The organism is Sphingomonas sp. GlSt437, assembly GCF_048015635.2.
Taxonomy (GTDB): Bacteria; Pseudomonadota; Alphaproteobacteria; order Sphingomonadales; family Sphingomonadaceae; genus Sphingomonas.
Genome location: NZ_JBPGYA010000002.1, coordinates 571,722 through 594,486, shown reverse-complemented (window position 1 = coordinate 594,486; position 22,765 = coordinate 571,722). Strand labels below are relative to the sequence as shown.

The 22,765-nt window shown below is 65.8% G+C and carries 24 protein-coding genes and 1 tRNA gene; 10 read left to right on the top strand and 15 right to left on the bottom strand.

Annotated elements, in window-relative coordinates; translation table 11 throughout:
• The first annotated feature begins 22 nt into the window (after positions 1-22).
• The 3 genes from mutM to dnaA all read left to right on the top strand — a co-directional run bounded on the left by mutM (position 23) and on the right by dnaA (position 3,039).
• Positions 23-835: a bifunctional DNA-formamidopyrimidine glycosylase/DNA-(apurinic or apyrimidinic site) lyase gene (gene mutM / locus ACLB0R_RS12330; protein WP_416643401.1), complete on the top strand. Its 813-nt coding sequence runs from the start codon at positions 23-25 to the stop codon at positions 833-835.
• A 122-nt stretch (positions 836-957) separates the two neighbouring features.
• Positions 958-1,221, top strand: a complete 264-nt coding sequence (gene rpsT / locus ACLB0R_RS12325; RefSeq protein ID WP_416643402.1) for a 30S ribosomal protein S20 — start codon at positions 958-960, stop codon at positions 1,219-1,221.
• A 426-nt stretch (positions 1,222-1,647) separates the two neighbouring features.
• A complete protein-coding gene (dnaA, locus tag ACLB0R_RS12320) occupies positions 1,648-3,039 on the top strand; it encodes a chromosomal replication initiator protein DnaA (RefSeq protein WP_416643403.1) in 1,392 nt (463 codons plus the stop codon).
• A gap of 166 nt (positions 3,040-3,205) precedes the next feature.
• Here the strand turns inward: dnaA and ACLB0R_RS12315 are convergent, their stop codons facing one another.
• From ACLB0R_RS12315 to secB, 4 genes are all read right to left on the bottom strand, one after another.
• Complete coding sequence (locus ACLB0R_RS12315; protein ID WP_416643404.1) at positions 3,206-3,829, bottom strand: DUF4136 domain-containing protein; 624 nt, start codon at positions 3,827-3,829, stop codon at positions 3,206-3,208.
• A gap of 103 nt (positions 3,830-3,932) precedes the next feature.
• On the bottom strand, positions 3,933-4,940 hold the full coding sequence (trpS, locus tag ACLB0R_RS12310; protein ID WP_416643405.1) for a tryptophan--tRNA ligase: 1,008 nt from the start codon (positions 4,938-4,940) through the stop codon (positions 3,933-3,935).
• Positions 4,941-4,952: 12 nt separating this feature from the next.
• Positions 4,953-6,530, bottom strand: a complete 1,578-nt coding sequence (murJ, locus tag ACLB0R_RS12305; protein WP_416643406.1) for a murein biosynthesis integral membrane protein MurJ — start codon at positions 6,528-6,530, stop codon at positions 4,953-4,955.
• 42 nt (positions 6,531-6,572) lie between these two features.
• Positions 6,573-7,076, bottom strand: coding sequence for a protein-export chaperone SecB (secB, locus tag ACLB0R_RS12300; RefSeq protein ID WP_416643407.1), 504 nt, complete (start codon positions 7,074-7,076; stop codon positions 6,573-6,575).
• A gap of 177 nt (positions 7,077-7,253) precedes the next feature.
• On the opposite strand from secB, the gene ACLB0R_RS12295 reads away from it, so the two are divergent.
• From ACLB0R_RS12295 to ACLB0R_RS12280, 4 genes are all read left to right on the top strand, one after another.
• Entirely contained in the window at positions 7,254-7,898 is a 645-nt protein-coding gene (locus ACLB0R_RS12295) for a Tim44/TimA family putative adaptor protein (protein ID WP_416643408.1), read from the top strand.
• A 10-nt stretch (positions 7,899-7,908) separates the two neighbouring features.
• Positions 7,909-9,210: a murein transglycosylase A gene (mltA, locus tag ACLB0R_RS12290; protein WP_416643951.1), complete on the top strand. Its 1,302-nt coding sequence runs from the start codon at positions 7,909-7,911 to the stop codon at positions 9,208-9,210.
• Positions 9,185-9,745: a Smr/MutS family protein gene (locus tag ACLB0R_RS12285; protein WP_416643409.1), complete on the top strand. Its 561-nt coding sequence runs from the start codon at positions 9,185-9,187 to the stop codon at positions 9,743-9,745. Before mltA ends, ACLB0R_RS12285 begins: the two co-directional genes overlap by 26 nt.
• Positions 9,746-9,815: 70 nt before the next feature.
• Complete coding sequence (locus ACLB0R_RS12280) at positions 9,816-11,492, top strand: putative bifunctional diguanylate cyclase/phosphodiesterase (protein WP_416643410.1); 1,677 nt, start codon at positions 9,816-9,818, stop codon at positions 11,490-11,492.
• A gap of 131 nt (positions 11,493-11,623) precedes the next feature.
• Here the strand turns inward: ACLB0R_RS12280 and dapE are convergent, their stop codons facing one another.
• Positions 11,624-12,775: a succinyl-diaminopimelate desuccinylase gene (gene dapE / locus ACLB0R_RS12275; protein WP_416643411.1), complete on the bottom strand. Its 1,152-nt coding sequence runs from the start codon at positions 12,773-12,775 to the stop codon at positions 11,624-11,626.
• A gap of 11 nt (positions 12,776-12,786) precedes the next feature.
• Here dapE and ACLB0R_RS12270 point away from each other — a divergent pair, with 11 nt between their 5' ends.
• Both ACLB0R_RS12270 and ACLB0R_RS12265 read left to right on the top strand, forming a co-directional pair.
• Positions 12,787-13,251, top strand: a complete 465-nt coding sequence (locus tag ACLB0R_RS12270; RefSeq protein WP_416643412.1) for a cupin domain-containing protein — start codon at positions 12,787-12,789, stop codon at positions 13,249-13,251.
• A 64-nt stretch (positions 13,252-13,315) separates the two neighbouring features.
• Entirely contained in the window at positions 13,316-13,825 is a 510-nt protein-coding gene (locus ACLB0R_RS12265; RefSeq protein WP_416643413.1) for a hypothetical protein, read from the top strand.
• A gap of 20 nt (positions 13,826-13,845) precedes the next feature.
• Here the strand turns inward: ACLB0R_RS12265 and ACLB0R_RS12260 are convergent, their stop codons facing one another.
• Genes ACLB0R_RS12260 through rpmH form a run of 6 tightly spaced genes read right to left on the bottom strand, consistent with a single transcriptional unit; the run spans position 13,846 to position 17,629 of the window.
• Positions 13,846-14,511, bottom strand: a complete 666-nt coding sequence (locus ACLB0R_RS12260) for a glutathione S-transferase family protein (protein ID WP_416643414.1) — start codon at positions 14,509-14,511, stop codon at positions 13,846-13,848.
• A gap of 43 nt (positions 14,512-14,554) precedes the next feature.
• Positions 14,555-15,193: a ribosome biogenesis GTP-binding protein YihA/YsxC gene (gene yihA, locus ACLB0R_RS12255; RefSeq protein WP_416643415.1), complete on the bottom strand. Its 639-nt coding sequence runs from the start codon at positions 15,191-15,193 to the stop codon at positions 14,555-14,557.
• Complete coding sequence (yidC, locus tag ACLB0R_RS12250; protein ID WP_416643416.1) at positions 15,190-16,938, bottom strand: membrane protein insertase YidC; 1,749 nt, start codon at positions 16,936-16,938, stop codon at positions 15,190-15,192. Before yidC ends, yihA begins: the two co-directional genes overlap by 4 nt.
• Before the next feature lie 24 nt (positions 16,939-16,962).
• Positions 16,963-17,175 carry a membrane protein insertion efficiency factor YidD gene (gene yidD / locus ACLB0R_RS12245; RefSeq protein ID WP_416643417.1) on the bottom strand — a complete coding sequence of 71 codons (213 nt, stop codon included), beginning with the start codon at positions 17,173-17,175 and terminating at the stop codon, positions 16,963-16,965.
• On the bottom strand, positions 17,172-17,489 hold the full coding sequence (gene rnpA / locus ACLB0R_RS12240; RefSeq protein WP_434953863.1) for a ribonuclease P protein component: 318 nt from the start codon (positions 17,487-17,489) through the stop codon (positions 17,172-17,174). The genes yidD and rnpA overlap by 4 nt, the downstream gene beginning before the upstream one ends.
• A 5-nt stretch (positions 17,490-17,494) precedes the next feature.
• Complete coding sequence (gene rpmH / locus ACLB0R_RS12235; RefSeq protein WP_416643419.1) at positions 17,495-17,629, bottom strand: 50S ribosomal protein L34; 135 nt, start codon at positions 17,627-17,629, stop codon at positions 17,495-17,497.
• Between the two features lie 385 nt (positions 17,630-18,014).
• Here rpmH and ACLB0R_RS12230 point away from each other — a divergent pair, with 385 nt between their 5' ends.
• Positions 18,015-19,523 (top strand): YifB family Mg chelatase-like AAA ATPase, encoded by a 1,509-nt coding sequence (locus tag ACLB0R_RS12230; RefSeq protein ID WP_416643952.1) that lies wholly within the window; start codon positions 18,015-18,017, stop codon positions 19,521-19,523.
• A gap of 3 nt (positions 19,524-19,526) precedes the next feature.
• Here ACLB0R_RS12230 and ACLB0R_RS12225 read toward each other — a convergent pair whose 3' ends face one another.
• From ACLB0R_RS12225 to ACLB0R_RS12210, 4 genes are all read right to left on the bottom strand, one after another.
• Positions 19,527-20,528, bottom strand: coding sequence for a hypothetical protein (locus ACLB0R_RS12225; RefSeq protein WP_416643420.1), 1,002 nt, complete (start codon positions 20,526-20,528; stop codon positions 19,527-19,529).
• Between the two features lie 91 nt (positions 20,529-20,619).
• Complete coding sequence (locus ACLB0R_RS12220; protein WP_416643421.1) at positions 20,620-21,069, bottom strand: DUF4112 domain-containing protein; 450 nt, start codon at positions 21,067-21,069, stop codon at positions 20,620-20,622.
• A gap of 6 nt (positions 21,070-21,075) precedes the next feature.
• Entirely contained in the window at positions 21,076-22,560 is a 1,485-nt protein-coding gene (locus ACLB0R_RS12215) for an ABC transporter substrate-binding protein (protein ID WP_434953850.1), read from the bottom strand.
• Between the two features lie 89 nt (positions 22,561-22,649).
• Positions 22,650-22,736, bottom strand: a tRNA-Leu gene (locus tag ACLB0R_RS12210).
• Positions 22,737-22,765 lie beyond the last annotated feature (29 nt).

Here is a 22,765-nt window from a genome sequence, read left to right as displayed (position 1 = left end):
CCATCCTAGCTCTCGCGCGATAATGCCCGAGCTTCCCGAAGTCGAAACCACCGTACGTGGGCTGGCCCCGCTGCTCGAAGGCCAGCGCCTGGCGCAGGTCGAGACGCGGCGCGCCGATCTGCGCGTGCCCTTCCCGGTCGATCTGGTGCAGCGGCTGACCGGGGCGAGGGTGACCGCGCTTGGCCGCCGCGCCAAATATGGCCTGATCCACACCGATCGCGACGACACGATGATCTTCCATCTCGGTATGTCGGGGCGGTGGCGAGTCGATCCCGACGAGATCGGCAAGCATGATCATCTGATTCTGGAAACCGATGCCGGGCGGCGGCTGGCGCTCAACGATCCGCGCCGCTTCGGCTTTGTCGCGCTGGTCGATCGGGCTTTGCTCAATGCCTACCCGCCCTTTGCCGCGATGGGGCCGGAGCCCTTGGGCGACGATCTGACCGCGGCCCATTTGTCGGCGGCGCTCGAGGGGCGGATCGCGCCGATCAAGGCGATGCTGCTCGATCAGCGAGTCGTGGCGGGGCTCGGCAACATCTATGTGTGCGAGGCGCTGCACCTCGCCGGTATCGCGCCGGGCGCGCCGGCAGGCGAGATCAGCCGGCGGCGCCTGAAGCGCCTGATCGAAGCGATTCGCGCGGTGCTGGCAGCCGCGATCGAGGCAGGCGGCTCGACCTTGCGCGATTATGCCCGGCCCAATGGCGAACTCGGCTATTTCGCCAAGCAATGGCGCGTCTATGGTCGTGAGGGCGAGGCATGCGCGTGCGGGGCAATCGTGCTGCGCCAGGTCGATTCGGGCCGATCGACCTTCTGGTGCACGCGCTGCCAGCGCTGATCAGCGGCGCCATCCAACCGGTTGACCGATCGCGCTTTGCCAAGTATGGGCCTGCGCTTTCCCGGATTGGCAGCAGCTTTGCGGCCCGCCCGGACACCATCAGCAAAGGTTTCGAGGACGGCATGGCGAACACGCCACAGGCGAAAAAGCGTATTCGGCGGAACGACCGTCGCGCGATCATCAACGGTAACCGCGTCGGGCGCATCCGCACCTATGTGAAGAAGGTGGAAGCGGCGATTGCGGCGGGCGATAAGACGGCGGCGGCGGAAGCGCTGGCGGCGGTTCAGCCCGAGCTCGCGCGTGGCGTCGCCAAGGGCGTCGTCCACAAGAACACCGCGTCGCGGAAATTCTCGCGCCTCACCAAGGCGGTCGCCGCGCTCGCCTGATCGCGCTGTAACGGCGTTTATACAGCCCGCCGGGTCGCCTCGGCGGGCTTTTTCACGTCTGCGTTACCCCGCCTGATGCAGCTGCCGGAAGGCAGCATACCGGCTATCGCAAACTCCAGCTTTTCCGCCGATTCGCGGTTGTTTCAGTTTAGTGACGAATTTATTATTCCATAAAATCAAAACACTAAGATCGAGATGGCGGATTTCTCGGCAAAATCGCTGTCAATGACCTTTATTTCAGAATCTTTACATGCAGGGGTCTTGATCGACTCGATAGCTGGCTCATAATGGTTCTCCAGCGCGGCGGAATCACTGCTGCGGCTTTTAAATTGAATTTCATCATCAGGCGGATGCGATTCCGGCTGGGGGGAGATTTGTCGGTTACGAAAAGGGGCGGTTGCCCAAGACGTTTTGGGAGGGAATTGGGTGAGGACTGGGGCGGAAAAGACGCAAATCACCAGCGAACGCCAGCGGGCATGGGTCCGTGTGCGCGCGCATCTTCGCGAATCCGCCGGTGCCCGATTGTTCGACCAGTGGCTCAAGCCGCTGACCTTTGACGACGATGCCAGCGATGACCAGGTGATTCGCCTGACGCTGCCGACCGCGTTCATGACCAACTGGGTCCGCAATAATTACGCCGAGCGGCTGCTGCAGGAATTCCGCGCGCTGCTGCCCGATGTCCGCCAGGTGTCGATCGACACGGTTGCCGCCGGCCCCGTGCTCGCGACACTGACGCCCGAAGCGGTGCTGCCGGCGGCGTCGCCCGTCACCGCGCGCCCCGATACTGCCACGCCACGCCCGGCGTTCGATCCGCGGTTCAGCTTCGACCGATTCGTCGTCGATGCGTCCAACCGAGTCGCTTTCAACGCGGCGCGTGCACTGGCCGAGCCGGGCGCGCCGCGCTTCAGCCCGTTGTTCCTCCACAGCAGCACCGGCATGGGCAAGACGCATTTGATGCACGCGATCGGCGCGGCGCATCTCGCCGCCAACCCGCAAGCGACCGCGATCTACATGTCGGCCGAGCGGTTCATGTTCGAATTCGTGACCGCGCTCCGCGCGCGCGACACCCATGCCTTCAAGGCACGGCTGCGCTCGGCAGATCTGCTGATGATCGACGATCTCCAGTTCATCGCTGGCAAGGATTCGACGCAGGAAGAATTCTTCCACACAATCAACGAGGTGATGGCGGCGGGCAAGCGGCTGGTGGTCAGCGCCGATCGCTGCCCACAGGCGCTCGACGGCGTCGAGCCGCGCATCGTTGCACGGCTGGGCTCGGGGCTAGTCGCCGATATCAAAGCCGCCGATCTGACCCTGCGCCGCGCGGTGCTCGATCGGAAGCTCACCGACATGCCTGACGTGTCGGTGCCCTCCGATGTGCTCGATCTGATGGCAGCGCGGATCACCGCCAGCATCCGCGAGCTGGAAGGCGCGCTCAACCGGCTGGTCGCCTATGCCGAGCTGACCGGGGAAGCTATTGACCTGGCGTTCGCGACGACGACGTTGGGTGACACGTTGCGTGGCAGCCAGAAGCGCGTGACGATCGACGAGATCCAGCGCGCGGTGTCGGCCTATTTTGACATCAAGCCGATCGACCTCATCTCGGCGCGCCGCGCGCGCGCGGTCGCCCGGCCGCGCCAGATCGCGATGTACCTCGCCAAGCGACTGACGACGCGCTCACTACCCGAGATTGGCCGTAAGTTCGGCGGGCGCGATCACTCGACGGTGATCCACGCAGTAAAGCGCATCGAGGAACTGCGTGGCACCGATCCCGAGATCGATGGCGCCGTTCGCGTGCTGCAGCGCGACCTGAAAGCCTGATCCACCAGGACGCGGCCCGCATCAACAGCCCGTCACCCCGGCCTTGTGCCGGGGTCCACCTTGCTGCGAGCGATTGCCTCATTTCTGAAGCGCGTCTCGTGCCGCACCGTGGATGCCGGGACAAGCCCGGCATGACGATCAATGATGATGCGCCGAATTCGGTCCGTCAGTGCTTCTGCGGCGGGATGGTGATCTTCACCGTCTCGCCCGAATTGCCGGGGAAACCGGTGAACATCGCTGCGACCAGGTTGGGCACGAGATGCGGCAGTTCGTCGTCGGTCGATACCGCCTTGGCGGTGCCTTCGAAGAGATTGTGCCCATCCGCGGCGCTTTTGATCTGAAGGTCGAGCTCGCTGGTGTAGACGGTGTAGCTGCGGACATCGTCATAACGGTCGAAGCCGAACGGATCGTAGAAGCCGAAATAATAGGGCCGGTAGCCGAAGCCACCGTAGAACCGGCCATAAGGGCCATAAGGATAGGGGCGCGGCCAGCTCTCAACTTTCTCGCGGCCATGATCGACCGAGTAGCTCATGCTGACGATCAGGTCGGGGCGGGTGCCGGGGGCGGCCTCATGATAGCCTTTTTCGGTCAGCCGCGCGGCCACCAGATTGGCATATTGGTTGAATTCAAGGCCGCCGCGCAGCCGCGGGTCGCCGGGTTCGACCGCGAAGGTCTGGCCGGCGGGCGCGGGGAGCGCCTGGAAGCGCGACACCTTCGCGCTGAACGAGTCGGCGCAGCTCGTCAGCGACAGGGCAGCGGCGGCAGTAGCAACAAGAACGAGACGACGCATTTTGGGCGACCTTTCACCAACGAGACACACTGAAGTTCACCAACTTAGCGATGACCGACTAACGATGAACGGTGGTTGAACCAAGTCGATCCGTTCGCCACGCCTAGACTTGCAACCCCACCGCCTTTTGCGCGGCGAGCAGCGTCGGCCGAGCCAGTGCTTCTGCCCGGGCGGCGCCATCGACCAGCGCTTGCGCCACGGCCGCGCGATCGCCGAGCAAGTCGTTTAGGCGGGCGCGGATCGGCGCCAGCGTCGCGACCGTCAAGTCGGCAAGCGCGGGCTTGAACGCGCCAAAGCCCTGGCCGGCGAATTGCGCGAGGACGGCATCGGGCCCTGTGCCGGCAAGCGCGGCATAGATGGTCACCAGATTGCGCGCCTCGGCCCGCTCGGCGAGCGCCGCCATCGTGTCGGGCAGCGGCTCCGCGTCGGTTTTTGCTTTCCTGACCTTCTGGGCGATCAGGTCGTCATCATCGGTCAGGTTGATGCGGCTCATGTCCGATGGATCGGACTTCGACATTTTCGCGCCGCCGTCGCGCAAGCTCATGATGCGCGGCGCGGCGGCCGAGATCAGCGGCTCGGGCAGCGGGAACAGCTCGACGTCGAAATCGGTGTTGAACTTGGCGGCGATGTCGCGGGCAAGCTCGAGATGCTGCTTCTGGTCCTCCCCCACCGGTACATGGCTGGCTTGATAGATCAGCACATCCGCAGCCTGCAGTACTGGATAGGTGAACAGGCCGACGCTGGCGCCCTCGCGGTTCTTGCCGGCCTTGTCCTTCCACTGCGTCATCCGGTTGAGCCAGCCCATCCGCGCGGTGCCGCTCAGGATCCAGCTAAGCTCGGCATGCGCGGGCACCCGCGCCTGGTTGAACAGGATCGACTTGGCAGGATCGATGCCGGCGGCGATCAGTGTCGCCGCCATTTCGATCGTGCTGGCGGCGAGCTGCGACGGCACCACAGGCTGGGTAAGCGCGTGGAGATCGGCCAGGAAGAACAGGCACTCACCGCCCCGCGCCGCGACATCATCCTGCATCGCGACCCATTGCTTGATCGCGCCGAGATAATTGCCGAGGTGGAGATTGCCGGTCGGTTGAATGCCGGAAACGACGCGCATTGATCCCCTTTCTTAGCCTTGCCGCGCTCGCCCGCGCCGGCCCAAAGCTGCCATCAGGTCCGACGGCAGATAGGCGCGCAAGCCCAGGCACGCGATCGCATAGACGAGGCCGCCGGTCGCGACCAGCACGGCCATCGCTGCCCAGCGCTGCCACGCGATGCCGGTGGTGTAGGGCGTGAACTGGTCGTTGAGGAAATAGAGCGTCACGCCCATCAGCAGCGCCGCACCCGCCAGCCGGACCGTGCGGCGGCGCAAGCGCTGGTCGGGCTCGAACTGGCCGCGTTTGCGCAGCGTCGAATAGAGCAGCCAGACGTTGATACTGCTCGACAAGGCCGTCGCGAGCGGCGGGCCCATATGACGAAGCGGCAGGATGAACGCGAGGTTGAGCAGCAGATTGACGCCGAAGGAGAGCGTCGCGAAGCGCACCGGAGTCTTGGTATCCTGGCGCGCATAAAAGCCGGGCGTGAGCACTTTCACGAGGATGTAGCTCGGTAACCCCACCGAAAATGCCGCCAGCGCTTGGGCCGTGGCGGCGCTGTCGTCGGGCGTGAACTTGCCGTGCTGGAACAGCGCCGCGACGATCGGCGTACCGCACACGATAAGCGCAACCGTTGCGGGGAGCGTAAAGAACAGCGCGAGCTCAAGCCCCCGGTTCTGGGTGTTCATCGCGCCGGCTTCGTCGCCCGCGCCGAGCAGGCGCGATACGGTCGGCAGCAGCACCGTGCCCAGGCCAATGCCGATCAGCCCGAGCGGCAATTGGTTCACCCGGTCCGCAAGGTAGATATAAGTGACCGATCCATGCGGCAGCAGGCTCGCTGCAAGCGCGGTTGAAACGAGCAGATTGATCTGCAGCGCCCCGGCACCCGCCGCCGCCGGCCAGATCAGCGCGAGCAGCCGCCGCACATCGGGCGACAAGCGCGGGAGCCGCAGCCGCAGCGCCACGCCGTTGCGTCGGCACGCCCACCACAGCCAGCCAAGCTGCAGCACACCCGATACCGTCACCGCGATTGCCTGGTTCTGCGCGGTCAGCAGCGGATCATTGGCGTGGAACAGCAGCAGCGCGAGGATCAGCGTCAGGTTGAGCAGAATGGGCGCGGCAGCATTGACCCAGAATTTGTGAATCGAGTTGAGGATGCCGCCCAACAGCGACACGAGCGAGATAAGGAGCAGATAAGGAAAGGTCAGCCGCGACAACCTCACCGCGAAGGCGAATTGATCCTGGCTGATCCCGTTAAACCCGAGCGACAGCGCATAGGTGACCGGCCACGCGGCCAGCTCCATGATGGCGGTCATCACGATCAGCACCGGCAGCAGTACCGATTGCGCGTCCTCGGCGAAATCGAGCGCTGGACGGAGATCGCCATCGGCTTCGGCGGCCTTTTTGTTGAACATCGGGATAAAGGCGGCCGAAAACGCGCCTTCGGCAAACAGCGCGCGGAACATATTGGGCAGGCGGAACGCGATCAGGAACGCATCCGACGCGAAGCTCGCGCCGATATAGCGTGCGAACAGCGCATCGCGCACCAGCCCCAGTACGCGGCTCGCCAGCGTCAGGCCGCCGACCGAGCCGAGCGCGCGCCCCAGATTCATGCCAGGTCCATTATGGCCGCTCGCCCGGCGCCGCCGCTGGCGTCAGGCGTTGCCTGCTGCTTCGGTTCCGGCCAACTGCTGCTGCACCTGCTGGGTGTAGAGCGTGTTGAAATCGATGGGATCGAGCAGCAGCGGCGCGAAGCCGCCATCGCGCACCGCATCGGCGAGCACACGGCGCGCGAACGGGAAGAGCAGGCGCGGCGCCTCGCCGAGCATGAACGCCTGCACGGTCTCGTTTGGCAAGTTGCGGATGCCGAACAATCCCGCATAAGTGAGGTCAACGACGAAGGCGACCGTGCTGCCGACGGTGGACTTCACGTCCATTTTCAGCACGACCTCATGCAGGTCGTCGCCAACCTGGCTCGATCCGATGTTGAACTGCACATCGATGTTGGGCGTGCCCTGCTCCTGATAAATGGCAGGAGCAGCGGGGTTCTCGAACGACAGGTCCTTCACATATTGCGAGATCATGCCGATCACCGGCTGATTGTCGGCGCCATTGCCCAGCGCATCGGCGCCAAGACCGGCAATATCCTGTTCGTCCATTGTCCAATAATCCTCGTTTCGTCGTGATCGGGCGCGGTCCTGCCGCGCCGGGGATGGGAAAGGCGCCTAGCAGCCGGTTAGAGCGAGTTCAATGTCACCCCGCGCCGGGACCGACTCATTTGAATAGGCGAGGGCGTGCGCCTATGTTATCGCCAGCACGCGCGAAGTGGAGGCAAGGTGGTTTACGTCGTTCTTCTGGGCATGATCGCGGGGTTTCTGGCCCTCAGGCTCTATACCGTGTTGGGCCGGCGGACCGGTCATGAGCAGCCGATGCCGCGCCCTGCCGAAGAGCGAGCGCTGCCGATCGTGCTGCCGCGCGCGACCGAAACGCCTGCCGAGCCGCGCGATGCCGCGATCCGCCTCATGGAAGGCGGTGCCGAAATTGGCCTGCGCGCGATCGGCGCGGCGGACAGCAGCTTCGACGTGACGCAGTTCCTGCTCGGCGCGAAAAGCGCATACAAGATCATCTTAGAAGCGTTCTGGTCGGCCGATGTCGAGGATCTTGCCGCGCTGACCAGCGACGAGGTGAGCGAAGCGTTCGTCGCCGCGATCGAAGCGCGCAGCGAAGCCGGGCATGTGCTCGACAACCGACTGGTGTCGATCGAACGCGCGCTGATCACGCACGCCGCGCTCGTCGGGCGCGAGGCGCGGATCACGGTGCGCTTCGATGCCGACATCGCCGCCGTGACGCGCGATGCCGAGGGCAATGTGATTGCCGGCTCGTTGACCGACGCGGTCGTCACCCACGATTTGTGGACTTTCGCCAAGCAAGTGCGCGGCGGCGACGCCAATTGGAAGCTCGTCGAGACCGACGAAGCCTGATGTGCTGAAAATGGGGGTGACGCGCCGCCGGCTCGCGACGATCCTGCTGCTGGCGGGGTTGTCCGCGTGCGGCCATGTCGTACCACCATCGAAGGCGCCGCCGCCGCCGCGCCACCGCCCGACACCCGCGCCGCGCCCGACTCCGGCGCCACGGCCCGCGCCGACGCCCAGCGCGACACCTACTCCATCGTCCGTCGCCGCGACCGACAATGCCCTTGCCGCCGGCGTCGCACCCGGCCCGGCGATCGACGGCTTGGCGATCGATCGCGATCAGGCTGAGCGCGCGCTCGCCGCATTCCGGCTGAGCTGCCCGTCGCTGCTCCGCCGCACCGATGGGTCGGGGCTTACCCGGCCCGAGGATTGGCAACCGGTGTGTGCCGCCGCGCAAGCGGGCGAGCGCGATGCGTTGGGCTTTTTCCGCCGCTATTTCGAAGCCGCGCAGGTCGGCGACGGTCGCGCCTTCGCGACTGGTTATTATGTCCCCGAAATTCGCGGATCGCGCACGCCGTCGGCGGATTATCCCGTGCCGATCTATGGCCGGCCGCGCGACTTGATCGATGTCGATCTCGGCCAGTTTTCGGACACGTTGAAAGGCAAGCACATCCGGGGGCGGGTCGAAGCGACAAACCTTGTGCCCTATCCCGACCGCACCGCGATCGAGACGGGCGCGATCGAGCAGACCGCGCCGATTCTCGCCTGGGCGGCCGATCCGGTCGAGGTGTTTTTCCTTCAGATCCAGGGATCGGGCCTGTTGCGCACTCCCGATGGCGAGGTGCTCCGGCTCGGTTATGACAGCCAGAATGGGCGTGACTACACCGGCATTGGCGCGCTGATGCGCCAGCGCGGGCTGCTTGGCCCCGGCCAGGCATCGATGCAGGGCATTTCCGCCTGGCTCCACGATCACCCGGACGAGGGCCGCGCGCTGATGCGCGAGAATAAGAGCTATGTGTTCTTCCGGCTGATATCCGGCCCGGCGCAAGGCGCCCTCGGCGTTCCAGTGACCGGCGGGGTGAGCGCGGCGGTCGATCCGAAATTCGTGCCGCTCGGCGCGCCGATCCTGCTCATCACTGATCGGCCCGAGGCAAGCCGGCTGTGGATCGCACAGGATACCGGCGGCGCGATCAAGGGCGCCAACCGCGTCGATACCTTCTGGGGCGCGGGCGCCGAGGCGACGCGGATTGCCGGCGGCATGTCGGCGCATGGCACCGGCTATGTGCTGCTGCCCACCGGCACGCTGGCGCGGTTGCGCGCGCAGGCCCCGGCGCGACCGACGACGCAGCAGGGCGATGGCGGCGCGTCGATTATCCCCTGACGAGCAGTCGCTGTGGCGGCGAGTGGTGGCCACGGTCAATCCGCTCGATCCGACGCATCTGCCGCGCGTCGAGCCGGTTGCGGCCGCAGCGGCGACGCCGGTCAAGGTTAAGCCTTTAGTTGCCACCCGCGCCGCCCCAGCACCGGCGCCCGCTCCATCACCGCCCCCGCGCGTCGGCACGACGCTCGACGGCGGCTGGGACCGGCGGCTGGCGACGGGGCGGATCGACCCCGACAGCAGCATCGATCTTCACGGCCACACGCTCGACAGCGCCTATCGCGCGCTCGACGAGCATCTCGGCCGCGCCATCGCACGCGGTGATCGCGTCGTGCTGCTGGTGACCGGCAAGCCGCCGCGCGCCGAGAGCGAGCGGCCGCATGCGCGCGGGCGAATAAGGGCCGCGGTGGGGGATTGGCTTGCCGCCTCACGCCACGCCGGCAGCATCGCCGCGGTCAGAGGCGCGCACCCCCGCCACGGCGGCAGCGGCGCGCTCTACATCGTTCTTCGACGTAGGCGTGAAGAACGAAAATATTAACCTGTTCCGAGCATTATCCCTGGCCAATCGGGATCGACCGCATCCCTGAGCGCGAGGGGCCATACCGGCAATGGAAGGAGCGACGTTAAAGAGCCGCGCCATCGCCTTCGCGATGGCCGCTGGCGCTTTTGCCTTCATCCTTGCGCTTGTGGCGACTTCCAATGGCCGGATCGACGGCAATGGCGTCGCCCGCGCGCTGATTCCGGCGATTATCTGCGCGGTGATGTGCTGGGGCGCGGCGGAGCGATCGATCGCGACAACGGCCGCCGCGATCGACGCCGCGATCGCGCGCCTTGCCAGTGCCGCGCAAGGTGATCTCGATAGCGATATCCCTCGGGAAATCGGCGACAATGTGCCGCAACTGTCGCGCGCGATGGAAGCGTTGTTCCAGCAGATCAGCGCCAATCTCGATAGCGTGCAGCGGCTCGCGCTCTACGATCCGGTGACAGGCCTCCCCAACCGCACGCATTTCCGCCGCAGCTGCGAACGGATGCTGAGCGACTTGCCGTCGGGTGCCGGCGCGACGTTGTTCTTTATCGATCTCGATCGCTTCAAATCGGTCAACGACACGATGGGCCATGCGGTCGGCGACATGCTGCTCGGCATGGTCGCCAATCGCCTGCGCGCGGTCGCCGACCGGGTGACGCTGGAGCTCGAAACGCCGCCGCCGCTGATCGGCCGCTTGGCGGGCGATGAATTTACCATGTATTTTCCCACGCTCGGCGATCCGCAAGTGGCGGCGCGCGTCGGTCGCGGCATCTTGTTCGCGCTCGGCGAAACCTTTGATCTCAACGGCAACGAGGTCGAGATCGGCGCCTCGATCGGCATTGCCCGCCGGCCCGAGCATGGCACGACGCTGACCGACTTGATGCGTGCGGCGGACGCGGCCATGTATCACGCCAAGGCGATGGGGCGCGGCCGCGCCGAGCATTTCAACGATGTGCTCGCCGCGCAAATCGCCGATCGCGTCCAGCTCGAAGCCGATCTCCGCGATGCGATTGCGCGCAACCAGTTCGCGCTCGTCTTCCAGCCGCAAGTGAGCATGAAGGAAGGCCGCATCGTCGCCGCCGAGGCGTTGTTGCGCTGGCGCCATCCCAATGGCGAAATCAAGCTGCCCGGTACCTTTATCAAGCGCGCCGAGGAGACCGGCATGATTGTCGAAATCGGCGATTGGGTGATCGCGACCGTTGCCGAAACGATCGCGCGCTGGGGCCGGATGGGCGTGGCGCAACGGATGGCGATCAACATCAGTCCGCGCCAGCTCGACCATGCCGATTTCTTCCGCCGCCTGCGCGAAGCGATGCGCGCCGCCAATGCGCCCGCCGAACTGCTCGAACTCGAAATCACCGAGACGCTGGCGATGCATTGCAGCGACGATGTGATCGAGGCGATATCTGAACTCCGCGCCGATGGCGCGACCATCGCGATCGACGATTTCGGCACCGGCTACTCCAATCTCGCGCGGCTGCGCGATTTGCCGGTCGACCGGGTGAAGCTCGACCGCAGCCTGATCGAGCATATCGCGACGCGGGCGCAGGCCCGCGCGATTGTTCACGCCGTCATCGGCCTGATCCATGGGCTTGGCTGCGAAGCGGTGGCCGAGGGCATCGAGACCGAAGCGCAGGCCGAAGTGCTGCGCATCATCGGCTGCGATGTGATGCAGGGCTATGCCATCGCTCAGCCGATGGACGAGGGCCAGTTCATCGCCTGGTCGCAAGGCGAGGGGCGTCAGGCGCTGGTCGGCTGATTATTTCGATCCTCCCCCGCCAGGGGGAGGTGGCAGGCGCAGCCTGTCGGAGGGGGAGGTCAGGGCAACCGCCGGCAGAATTCCTCCCCCTCCGTCGCCTTTGGCGCCACCTCCCCCTGGCGGGGGAGGATTTAAGGGGCCGTTGTGGTCAACGCGCGGCGCGCGATGTCGGCGTAGATGTCGACCAGGCGATGCAGGTCGTCGATCGCGACCGCCTCGTCGAGCTTGTGCATCGTGCCGTTGGGCAAGCCGAACTCCACCGTCGGGCATAGCTTCGACAGGAAGCGCGCGTCTGACGTGCCGCCGGTGGTCGAGAGCTCGGGCGCGATGCCCTGATGCGCTTCGATCGCCTCGGAAATGAGCGCCGAGAAAGCGCCGGGCTCGGTGAGGAAGGCTTCGCCCGACACGCGCGCGACGACCGTCGCGTCGGGCGCATGGCGCTTGACGATGCTCTCGATCCGCGCCGCGAGATCGTCGCCGCGTTGCAGGTCGTTGAAACGGATGCTGAGCCGCGCGGTCGCCTTGGCTGGGATGACGTTGGTCGCCGGATTGCCGACGGTGATGTCAGTGACTTCGATGTTGGAGGGCTGGAACCAGTCACTACCCTGATCGAGCACGATCGCATCGATTTCGGCGAGCGCGGCGACCAGCTTCGGGATCGGGTTGTCGGCGAGCTGCGGATAGGCGACATGGCCCTGCCGCCCTGGCACCTCGATCCAGACATTGACCGAGCCGCGCCGGCCGATCTTGATCGTGTCGCCCAGCCGGCTGACAGAGGTCGGCTCGCCGACCAGGCACAGGTCTGGCTTCAATCCGCGGGCAGCCATCCGCTCAATCAGCGCGCGCGTGCCGTAAATGGCTGGGCCTTCCTCGTCGCCGGTGATGATCAGGCTGATCGTGCCGGCATTGCGCGGCACCCTCGCCGCCGCCGCGACGAATGCGGCGATCGCGCCTTTCATGTCGACCGCGCCGCGCCCGTACAGCAGCCCGCCGCGCTCTTCCGGCTCGAAGGCGTCGCTTGCCCAGCCTTCACCCGGGGGCACCACGTCGAGATGGCCGGCAAAGGCGAAATGCCGCCCGCCCGCGCCGCGCACCGCCAGCAGATTCTCGACCGGGCCATCGGGCGCTTCACCCACCACGAACCGCTCGACAGCGAAGCCGAGCGGCACCAACGCCGCCTCCAGCACTTCGAACACCGGTCCTCGCGCCGGCGTGATGCTTTCGGCGGCGATCAGCGCCTTGGTGAGCGCAACGACATCGGGCAGGGTGGTGACGGCATCCATAGGAGGGACCCTTGCCCAAGCTGAACCTCGATACAATCCCTCAGGCCAATACGAGCGACTATCCGTCGCCGTTCAACGAGGCGGTCGCCGGGCGCTGGGTCCGGCACCTCGCGGCCGTCGCCGGTCTTACCGCAATGGGGGTCGGGCATGTCGTGCTGAAGCCCGGTGCGTGGTCGTCGCAGCGGCACTGGCATGACGAGGAGGATGAGTTCGTTGTGATGTTGAGCGGCGAGGCTGTGCTGGTCGACGATTCCGGCGAGACGGTCGTGCGCGCGGGCGACTGCCTGGCGTTCCCGATGGGCGCCGGGAATGGCCATCACCTGCAGAACCGGTCCGTGGTCGATTGCAGCTTCATCGCGATCGGCGCCGGCAACATGAAAGGCACGGGCGGCTATTCGGACATCGATATGACGTTCGATGGCGAGAGCTATTTCCGCAAGGACGGGACACCCTACCCGACGGAGAGGCAGCGTTAAGCTAGCATCTGATCGTGTTGCAGTTGCTGCAAATCTGTGTCAAGACATTGCTCTACCACGATATTTGGAGGTCGATATGTTCAACCTTCTTGTTGCTGCGGCGCTGTTGACCGCACCCGTAAACGGGCCATTTCGCGTGGAGGTCAGTTCGGTAGGGGCGAGCAGCGCGGCCCCGCGCCACTATGTGTTGCTCGCAACGGACGCAACCAAGCTTTTGCCCAACTCGCGTGCGCCGATCGATGCGGCACTGCGCGCAAAGGGTTGGACGCCGGCTGAAAAGGGCGAGCGGCCAGATGCGTGGGTTACGGTCGGCTTCTATAGTGCAGAGGTTGATCGCGGCGCCAAAACCCTTGATCGCAAGAGCTACCGCTCATGGCTTACCCTCGAAGCGGTCGACAAGGCGCCGACGTCATCCGGCCCACGCAAATTGCTATGGTTCGTCGCGACCTCAACGATGAGCGGGAACGACGATTACCGCGCTATTTACTCGGCGTTGGTGGCGCCGATAACCGCGTTTTTGGGCCGGAGTGCCGCGCCACTAACGACGGTAACGGTGAGGCCGACTATCGATTGAGGTGCGGTCGGGTGGCGTGATCAGGCGCTAGTCGCGCTTTCAAATTTCTGGATCACCCAGTCCTCCTCGCCGGCGCCGGCGATCCAGTCCTGCAGGAAGGGATGGGCATACATCGCTTCGAGATACGCGCCGGCAAAGCGCGGCAGCGGCAGCGAATGAGTGACGATCCGCGTGCAGACCGGCGCGTACATGATATCGGCCGCACCAAAATCGCCGAATAGGAAGTCGCCATCGCCGGCAAAGCGCGCGCGGGCTTGCGCCCAGAGCTCGTAGATGCGCGACAGATCGGCAATGACTTCGGGTGACTTGGCGCTGGGCGGAAAGCGGCGGCGGATGTTCATGCCGCATTCTCGGCGCAGCGCGGCGAAGCCCGAGTGCATTTCTGCCGCCATCGATCGCGCCATCGCGCGGGCAGCGCGATCCTCGGGCCAGAATTTGTCGCCGCCGGAAAGCTCGTCGAGATAGGCGATGATCGCCATCGAGTCCCAGACGACGACGTCCTCGTCCCACAGGATCGGCACCTTGCCCGATGAGGGCGCGAATTCATCGCCCTCCCGGCGCTTGTCCCAATCTTCGTTGTACAGCGGGACAACGACTTCCTCAAACGGCAGCCCCGATTGCTTGCACGCGAGCCAGCCGCGCAGCGACCAGGATGAATAGGCCTTGTTGCCGATGATGAGCTTCATGGAGCGCGGCATAGCCGGGCCGGGCTGGGTTTGGCGAGCCGTTTTAGCCGATCGCAGAGAGCACGGCGGCACGCAGTTCGGCAATGCCCTGGCCGGTGTCACTCGAGGTGCTTAGGATTTCGGGATGCGCGGCGGGGCGCTTGCGCGCAGCATCCGCGGTTCGCGATGCGACCTCGGCAAGCTCGGTCGGCTTGATCTTGTCGGCCTTGGTCAGCACCAGGCGATAGCTGACCGCGGCGGCATCGAGCATGTCGAGAATGTCGGTATCGACTTCCTTGATGCCGTGGCGCGCGTCGATCAGCACCAGCGCGCGCTTCAGCGCCTGGCGGCCGCGCAGATAATCATTCACCAGGAAGCGCCATTGCTTGACGACATCCTTGGGCGCTTTGGCAAAGCCATAGCCGGGCATATCGACGAGGCGCAGCACCGGCGGGGTGCCGACATCGAAGAAATTGAGCTCCTGCGTGCGGCCCGGCGTGTTCGACGTGCGTGCGAGCGCGTTTCGGCCGACCAGCGCGTTGAGCAACGACGATTTGCCGACATTCGACCGCCCGGCAAAGGCAATTTCGGGCGCGATCGCATCGGGCAGGAATTTGAGCGACGGCGCCGAGAGCAGAAAACTCACCGGGCCGGCGAACAGCTTGCGCGCCGCCTCGATCGCTTCCTCTTGCCCCTCGCTCATTTCTTCGGCGCCAGCATGTCCGGATGGCGCGAGTAGAGCAGCCGCTGCTGACCGATGGTGAGCAGGTTGGAGGTGATCCAGTAAATCTGCAAGCCAACCGCGAACGGTGCCATCATGAACATTAGCATCCACGGCATGATCTTGAACACCTGCTGCTGCGCTTCGTCCATCGGCTGCGGGTTGAGCTTGAACTGGAAATACATCGAGATGCCGAGCAGGATCGGTACGATGCCGATTGCGATTGCTGCCGGCGGGTGGAAGGGTAGCAGGCCGAACAGGTTCAACGGCGTCAGCGGGTCGGGCGCGGCCAGGTCCTTGATCCACAGCACGAACGGCTGGTGGCGCATGTCGATCGAGAGCAGCAGCACCTTGTAAAGGCCGAACAGGATGGGAATTTGCAGGAAGGTCGGCAGGCAGCCGGCGAGCGGGTTGACGCCCTCCGTGCGGTACAGTTGCATGATTTCCTGCTGCTGGCGCGGTTTATCGTCCTTGTAGCGCTCCTGAATCGCTTTCATTTTGGGCTGGACGGCACGCATCTTGGCCATCGAGGCGAACTGGCGCTGCGCGATCGGGAACAGGAAGCCGCGGATCGTGAAGGTCAGCAGGATGATCGCGACGCCGAAATTGCCGACGAGGCGGAAGAGGAAATCGAGATAATAGAAAATCGGCTTCTCGATGATGCGGAACCAGCCCCAATCGATCGCCTTGTCGAAATTGGCGATGCCGAGCGTGTTCTCATATTGGTCGATCAGCCGCACTTCCTTGGCGCCGGCAAAGAAGCGGCTGGTCTGCGTGACCTGGTGGCCGGGCGCGATGCTGGCGGGCGCACTGGCGAAATCGGCCTGATAGACATCGCCCGGCGCGCCGCGAAAGCCCGAATGGACTCGCGCATTCTGGTCGGGGATTAGCGCGGCCAGCCAATAATGGTCGGCAAAGCCGAGCCAGCCGCCATGCGCATCGAAATAATTCTCGCCGGCCTTGGCGCTGGTGCCGAAGGTGCGCGCGAAGAAGCTTGGGTCTTTACCCGCCAGATTGGGATAGCCAATGTCGTAATTCGCCCCGTTGCCGAACACGCCGACCGGGCCGACATGGTTGGTCCAGGTGTCGAGCTCCTTGGGCAGGCCGGTGCGTGAAACAAGGCCATAGGGCCGCGCGACGATCGGCTTGGCGCCGGCATTGGCAACGCTTTGCTCGACCGTGAACATATAGTCCTTGTCGACCGCGATCTTGATCGCGAAGCGCACGCCTTCGGGGCTGGTCCAGCTGAGCGTGACCGGGCGCGCGGGGGTGAGCACTGAGGCGTCGGCAGTCCACACGCTGCTCTTGTCGGGCGCGGTGGCGCCGGTGACGGTCCAGCCAAAGGTGCCGAAATAAGCGAGCGCGGTGCCGGAGGGCGCCAGCAGGCGCACCGGCGGCGCATCCTTCTCGACCGTCTCGCGGTGGCGAAGCAGGACGAGGTCGTCGAGCCGCGCACCCTTCAGGTTGATCGAGCCCTGCACGGCCGGCGTGCGTACCGCGAGGCGCGGGCTGTCCTTCAGCACGGTCGCCAGATCGCGCACCGTGACCGCGCCATCGGCGGCGGGCGCGGCACCGGGTGTCGCGCCGGGCGCGGGCGTGTTTACCTTGGCGGTGACGGCAGGGCGCTGGGGCACTGGGAAGAAGCGCGCGGACAGGATCGGCCAGCCGATCAGGATCAGCGCCGCAAGCACGCCAAAGATTACCAGATTACGATTGTCTTCATTCACCAGGCGAGAATCCCAATAAGAACGTCACGGAACAGGATCATAGCCTGATCCCCCCCAGGGATGGCAGCGCGCGATGCGACGCGCGGCAAGCCAGCCCCCTTTGAGAGCGCCATAGCGGCGAAGCGCCGTGATTGCATAGCCCGAACAGCTGGGCTGGTAGCGACAACTTGGCGGCAGGATGAGCGACGGTCCCAATTGCCAGCCGCGCGCGAGGAGGATGAGGAGGCGGGCGATCACTTGGCGATCCGCCCGAGCGCCTTGGCCAGCTGCGCGCGGAGATCGGCAAAAGCGATGTCGTTGCCGCCGACGCGGCCGATAAGGACGTGGTCGGCGCCAGGCATGCCGTGCTGGGGGAGGAGCGCGCGCGCCAACTCGCGCAGGCGCCGCTTCATGCGGTTGCGCACGACCGCGTTGCCGACTTTCGTGCTGACTGTGTAGCCGACACGCATGCCGGCATCGCCATCGTCACGCGGGCGCACGAGCAGCACGAAGCCCGGCATCGGCGCCCGCTTGCCCGCATTCGCCGCGAGGAAATCGCGGCGGCGAGTCAGCGTGGTCAGGCCGACAGCTTTTTGCGGCCACGCGCGCGGCGGGCACGGAGCACGTTGCGACCGCCCACCGTCGCCATCCGCGAGCGGAAGCCGTGGCGACGCGCCCGCACCAGATTGCTCGGCTGAAAAGTCCGCTTCATCACTCATTCCCTGATCGTCAGAATGGAAAAAGCCGCCCCAATCGGCGGCCGAATAAGCGTGCGCGTTAGTCAAAGATGGCGAGTGAGTCAATATCACTGCGTGGAATTGGGGTGAGTGTCTTGCTATTACAAGACAGTTCGGGAGGGGGCCAAATCCTCTCCCCTTGCGGGAGAGGATACGAAGACTTGGCAGCTTGCTGCCTAGTCGCAGTTGGAGAGGGGTGAAGCAAGCACCCTCGACAGTGGGCATCCCCCTCTCCAAGCTCCGCTAGCCGACAAGTCGGCAAGCTGCGCTATCCTCTCCCGCAAGGGGAGAGGAGTGTTGCATTGGGGCTTCGCGGCGCGGATTTTCCGTCTATGAACAGGCAATTGGCCGGGGGGCATGATGGTCGCGATCGTCTCGACATGCGCGTATCTGGGGCTGGAGGCGCGCGGCGTCGAAGTGCAGGTGCAGCTGGCGCCGGGCCTGCCGGCGTTCACCATCGTCGGGCTGGCGGACAAGGCCGTCGCCGAAAGCCGTGAGCGGGTGCGGGGGGCAATCGCCGCGATGGGGCTGGCGCTGCCGCCCAAGCGGATCACCGTCAATCTCTCGCCCGCTGATCTGCCCAAGGAAGGCTCGCATTACGATCTGCCGATCGCGCTGGCGCTGCTCGCCGCGATGGGGGTGGCGGATGCCGAGACGCTGGCAGGCTATGTCGTGGTGGGCGAGCTCGGGCTCGATGCGCGGGTGGCGCCATCGCCCGGCGTGCTGCTTGCCGCGTTGCACGCCTCGGCGACCGACAAGGGCTTGATCTGCCCGGTGGCACAAGGTGCGGAGGCGGCGTGGGCGGGTGATGTCGACATCGTCGCTGCGCCTGACTTGCTTGGCCTGCTCAACCATTTGAAGGGATTGCAGCTGCTCTCGGCGCCGCAGCCCGGCGAGGCGGAGGATGCGGGCTTCGGCCCGGACCTCGCACAAGTGAAGGGTCAGGAGACCGCCAAGCGCGCGCTCGAGATTGCGGCGGCGGGCGGGCATAATCTGGTGATGGTCGGGCCGCCAGGCTCGGGCAAATCGCTGATGGCATCGTGCCTGCCGGGCATCTTGCCGCCGCTATCGGCCGCCGAAGCGCTCGAAGTGTCGATGGTCGCGTCGGTCGCGGGCACGCTGGCGGGCGGGCGGATGACGCGAGTGCGGCCCTATCGCGCGCCGCACCATTCGGCGTCGATGGCAGCGTTGGTCGGCGGCGGCTTGCGGGTGAAGCCGGGCGAAGTGAGCCTGGCCCATCTCGGCGTGCTGTTCCTCGACGAGCTGCCCGAGTTCCAGCGTGCGGTGCTCGACTCGCTGCGGCAACCGTTGGAGACCGGCACGGTCAGCGTTGCCCGCGCCAATGCGCACGTAACTTTTCCGGCGCGGGTTCAGCTGATTGCCGCGATGAATCCGTGCCGGTGTGGCCATCTGGGGGATGCGGCGCTCGCCTGCGCCCGCGCACCGCGTTGTGCTGCGGATTATCAGGCCAAGGTATCAGGGCCGCTGCTCGATCGCATCGATCTCCACGTCGAGGTTCAGGCGGTGAGCGCGGCTGATCTGGTGCTGCCCGCGCCGAGCGAAGGGTCGGCTGCCGTGGCGGCACGCGTCGCGGCGGCGCGCGCCATCCAGACCGAACGCTATGCCAATGCCGGCATCCGCACCAATGCCGAAGCGGAAGGGCCCGTCCTCGATGCAGCCGCGACCCCCGACGATGCTGGTCAAGCCCTGCTCTCGCAAGCCGCCGCCGCGATGCGGCTCACCGCGCGCGGCTATACCCGGGTGCTGCGCGTCGCGCGCACCATCGCGGACTTAGCCGGTGCCGAGCAGATTGGCCGCCTCCACATCGCCGAGGCGCTCAGCTACCGGCGCCAGCCGCCCCGCGCCTGATCGTCAGATCATCGCCGGCATGCCGGTGCCGAAATCGAGCAGGTCGGGCGGGCCAACGAGATAGCAGCTTGCCGGGTCGTCAAAGGGGAAGCCGCCGGGAACTAACCGCCCGAAGGCGCGCATCGCCTTGGCCATGGCGGCTGGGCCGGCGACTTGGACGGCAGGCTGGGCGAGCAATTCCTGCGTCGCTAGCACGCCACCCGTCACGCGCCTCAACCGTCCCTCGGCAATCGCGCGGTTCACATAGCGTTGCGTGGTCGAATAAGGGATGCGCATTACTCGCGCGACCTCCGCGACGCTGACCGGCACGCGCAGCCGATCAGGCGGTATGGTGTCGCGCCGCGCGTACATCTGCGCCAGCCCCGGATCGAACGTCACGCGCCGCGCATTGGCGGCGATGATTGCGTTCAGCACGCGCATTTCCATCCAGTCGCTATAATAAGGCGTCACATATTCGAACGCGGCGAGCAGCAGATCGAGCGCGGCGGCGATCGTCGCGTCCTTGTCGTACGCGATATCCGGCCGTTGGGGCGGCAGTGCGATGCCGTGGCGCCGTACATAGACGATGAGCAGCACCATGGCGTCGTGAACGCGGCCGATCGTCCGCTCGAGAACCGCGCTGCCGGCGAAGTCGCTGCTGATGCACACGCCGCGGCGGCATTTGCAGCAGATGCCCGCGGCGATCAGCGCGTTGACGTGGCGTCGCACCGTCTCGAAGGGCCGATTGAGCGACGAGGCCATCGCGTTGATGCTGATCGTCGCGGCATCGTCGCCTGCCGTCAGCCCCGGTTGCCGTGCATAGCCGGCGCGCAGGATGACGAAGAGCACAACCGCACGGTCAAGGTCGATCGACCGGTCGTTCTCGGTCTCGACGAGGTCGAGCGCCGCCGTCATCACTGCAAGCTGTACCTCGGCGACGATGCGGCCGATGAGACGCGTGGGGCCATCCTCGGCGGTTAAGGCCGTGTTGGGCGTCGAGCCGGTCAGGATGAGCGGTTGGTTCACGCCGCGACGCTGGCCTCCTTACGGGGGCCATAGTATTAGCGTAGCAAGACGTCAGCCGCCAAGTCGTGAATAACCGAAAAAATTCAGGCCTCTATCTGTGGGCCTTGGTGTCGACGACAACTGTCGAGGGATGATGACGATCAAGGTGGCGTTTGATCATCTTGAGGTTCATCGTGTTCGACCGGAAGAAAAAGTCGGGCACCGCACCCACCCAGGGGATGAGCCCGAGCAGAAAATCGAAACCGACATTGCCCATCATCCGCGCCATTTGCATCTTCGACATGCCGATATTGCGCGCTTCCCACACCATCCAGGCGCCGAGCGCGGCGGCGATGGTATCGCCCGCAATCGGCACGAAATCGAGGATCACGTCGAGGCCGATCCTGCGCTTGAAGCCAGGAATCTTTACCAACCCTTCGAGCAGATGCTCCATCGCCTCGACGCGCTGTCGCACCGACTGCGGGTCACGCCCGATCGGCAACGCGGCGGTTATGCGGCGCAGCTGTTCGGCATCGAGGCGGCGGTTCTCGGTCTTGGCCATGGTGTCCTAGCTGGGGTCAACGCGCAGATGGTTCAATGGATGCCACGCGCGGCTGTTGGGTTGCCATGCCCGCAACCGCACCGCCACCAGCGACCAGCGCAGCGGCCGGGCGATGACGATGAACGGTGTGTCGGCAGCGATCGCGGCGTCGGCCTCGGCAATCTTACGCCCGCGCTCGTCGAGGTTCGGTGCATCGCGGGCGGCAATTAACGCCGTCTCCGCATCGTCGCTGCACGGCGCGCAAGCGGTGGCGAGGTACCAGCGTGCGCTGTCATATGGCGCAACCGCATCGACGAGGCGAAGATCGGCATCGGCTGCCAAGTCGGTGCGTCGCGTCTCGATGCCGATCGAGCGGAAAGCGGCGCCGACAAAGCCGTAAAGGATGGTGGCGCCGGGGCCGTCGGGGAGCGCCAGCGATAGCACGACCGGGCCGGGATGGGCGCGTTGCCAGCGAGCGACGGCGCTGCGCGCGGCGCTGTAACGATCGGCAGCGGCAGTGCTTTGCCAGGGCGCAAGCGCGGGCGCGGCGCTCGAATCGAGCTGATCGGGCAAAAGCTGTTCGGTCGCTGCCCAGCCCGGCGCGAACGCCGCGACGATCGCGTTGCGGTCGATGACTTGGGCGAGCGCCGCGCGGTTGGCGGGATCGCCAAGGAAGCCGGTGCGATGGCGGATGGCGAGGCCGAACAGCCCCGCTGCCGGATCGAGGCGGAGATTTGCCGGCGCCACACCGGCCAGCGGCACCAGCGGCCAATCGGCAAACCCACCGCCGAGCACCAGATCCGAGCGATGCTCGACAAAGCGGGTCACCGCCCGCGACGCACGCTCGCCGACGAGCGTGACCGTCGAGTCGGGGCCGGGAGCGGCAACCTCGTCACTGTCGACGCGCGCCGGATCGAAGGCGAGGCGCAGCCGCACCGCTTGCGTCGTTTGGCCGATCAAGCGGAACGGTCCGCTCCCCGCCGGTGGACGCAAGCGGAAAATGTCGAGTTCGGGCTGAGCGAACAGCTTGAGCAGATCGGGGCGCGGGCGCTTCAGCCGGACCTCGATGACTTCGGGCGTCATCTCGACCACGTCGCTGATCGCCGTGAGATACGGCGCGAGCGGATTGGCCGAGCCCGGGCCGAGCTGGCGCTTCAGGATGCGGACGACATCGGCGGCGGTCACCTTGGCGCCATCGCCCCACTCGGCTTCGCCCAAGCGGAAGATATAGGTCATGCCGCCGTCGATCACGGTCCAGCGCTCGGCAAGGCCGGGCTCGATGCCGCCGCCGGCGTCGAACCGGACAAGGCCTTGCGCAACGGCGTCACGCAGCAAGCGATCGGGCTCGCGGCCATCGCCTCGCGCCGCATCGACGAGAGCCGGCGGGCGGCCGATCGCGCTGACCGTCAACGGGCCCGTATCGCTGCGGCGATTGCACCCGGCGGTCAGCGCCAGCAAGAGCAGGGCCACGCAGCCAGCACCCGCGCGTGCCAGGGGCATCAGCGCCTTCATGCAGTGGTGCGGCGGTCGGCGATCATGCCGCGATGCTGCCACCGAAGCCGTCGCCCGGCCACCCCGCAACCGCGCCTGATCAAGCCAAATGGTGCGGACGGCGGGGCTTGAACCCGCACTTCCCGGGGGAAAGCAGATTTTAAGTCTGCTGCGTCTGCCAGTTTCGCCACGTCCGCATGCACGGTGCGCAGCAAGCCGATGAAGC

Bases quoted from the DNA above. Each gene is read 5' to 3' on its own strand.
- mutM (WP_416643401.1), top strand. From the start codon at position 23: ATGCCCGAGCTTCCCGAAGTCGAAACCACCGTACGTGGGCTGGCCCCG.
- rpsT (WP_416643402.1), top strand. From the start codon at position 958: ATGGCGAACACGCCACAGGCGAAAAAGCGTATTCGGCGGAACGACCGT.
- ACLB0R_RS12315 (WP_416643404.1), bottom strand. From the start codon at position 3,829: ATGCGTCGTCTCGTTCTTGTTGCTACTGCCGCCGCTGCCCTGTCGCTG.
- trpS (WP_416643405.1), bottom strand. From the start codon at position 4,940: ATGCGCGTCGTTTCCGGCATTCAACCGACCGGCAATCTCCACCTCGGC.
- murJ (WP_416643406.1), bottom strand. From the start codon at position 6,530: ATGAATCTGGGGCGCGCGCTCGGCTCGGTCGGCGGCCTGACGCTGGCG.
- secB (WP_416643407.1), bottom strand. From the start codon at position 7,076: ATGGACGAACAGGATATTGCCGGTCTTGGCGCCGATGCGCTGGGCAAT.
- mltA (WP_416643951.1), top strand. From the start codon at position 7,909: ATGGGGGTGACGCGCCGCCGGCTCGCGACGATCCTGCTGCTGGCGGGG.
- ACLB0R_RS12285 (WP_416643409.1), top strand. From the start codon at position 9,185: ATGGCGGCGCGTCGATTATCCCCTGACGAGCAGTCGCTGTGGCGGCGA.
- ACLB0R_RS12280 (WP_416643410.1), top strand. From the start codon at position 9,816: ATGGAAGGAGCGACGTTAAAGAGCCGCGCCATCGCCTTCGCGATGGCC.
- dapE (WP_416643411.1), bottom strand. From the start codon at position 12,775: ATGGATGCCGTCACCACCCTGCCCGATGTCGTTGCGCTCACCAAGGCG.
- ACLB0R_RS12260 (WP_416643414.1), bottom strand. From the start codon at position 14,511: ATGAAGCTCATCATCGGCAACAAGGCCTATTCATCCTGGTCGCTGCGC.
- yihA (WP_416643415.1), bottom strand. From the start codon at position 15,193: ATGAGCGAGGGGCAAGAGGAAGCGATCGAGGCGGCGCGCAAGCTGTTC.
- rpmH (WP_416643419.1), bottom strand. From the start codon at position 17,629: ATGAAGCGGACTTTTCAGCCGAGCAATCTGGTGCGGGCGCGTCGCCAC.
- ACLB0R_RS12230 (WP_416643952.1), top strand. From the start codon at position 18,015: ATGGTCGCGATCGTCTCGACATGCGCGTATCTGGGGCTGGAGGCGCGC.
- ACLB0R_RS12220 (WP_416643421.1), bottom strand. From the start codon at position 21,069: ATGGCCAAGACCGAGAACCGCCGCCTCGATGCCGAACAGCTGCGCCGC.
- ACLB0R_RS12215 (WP_434953850.1), bottom strand. From the start codon at position 22,560: ATGAAGGCGCTGATGCCCCTGGCACGCGCGGGTGCTGGCTGCGTGGCC.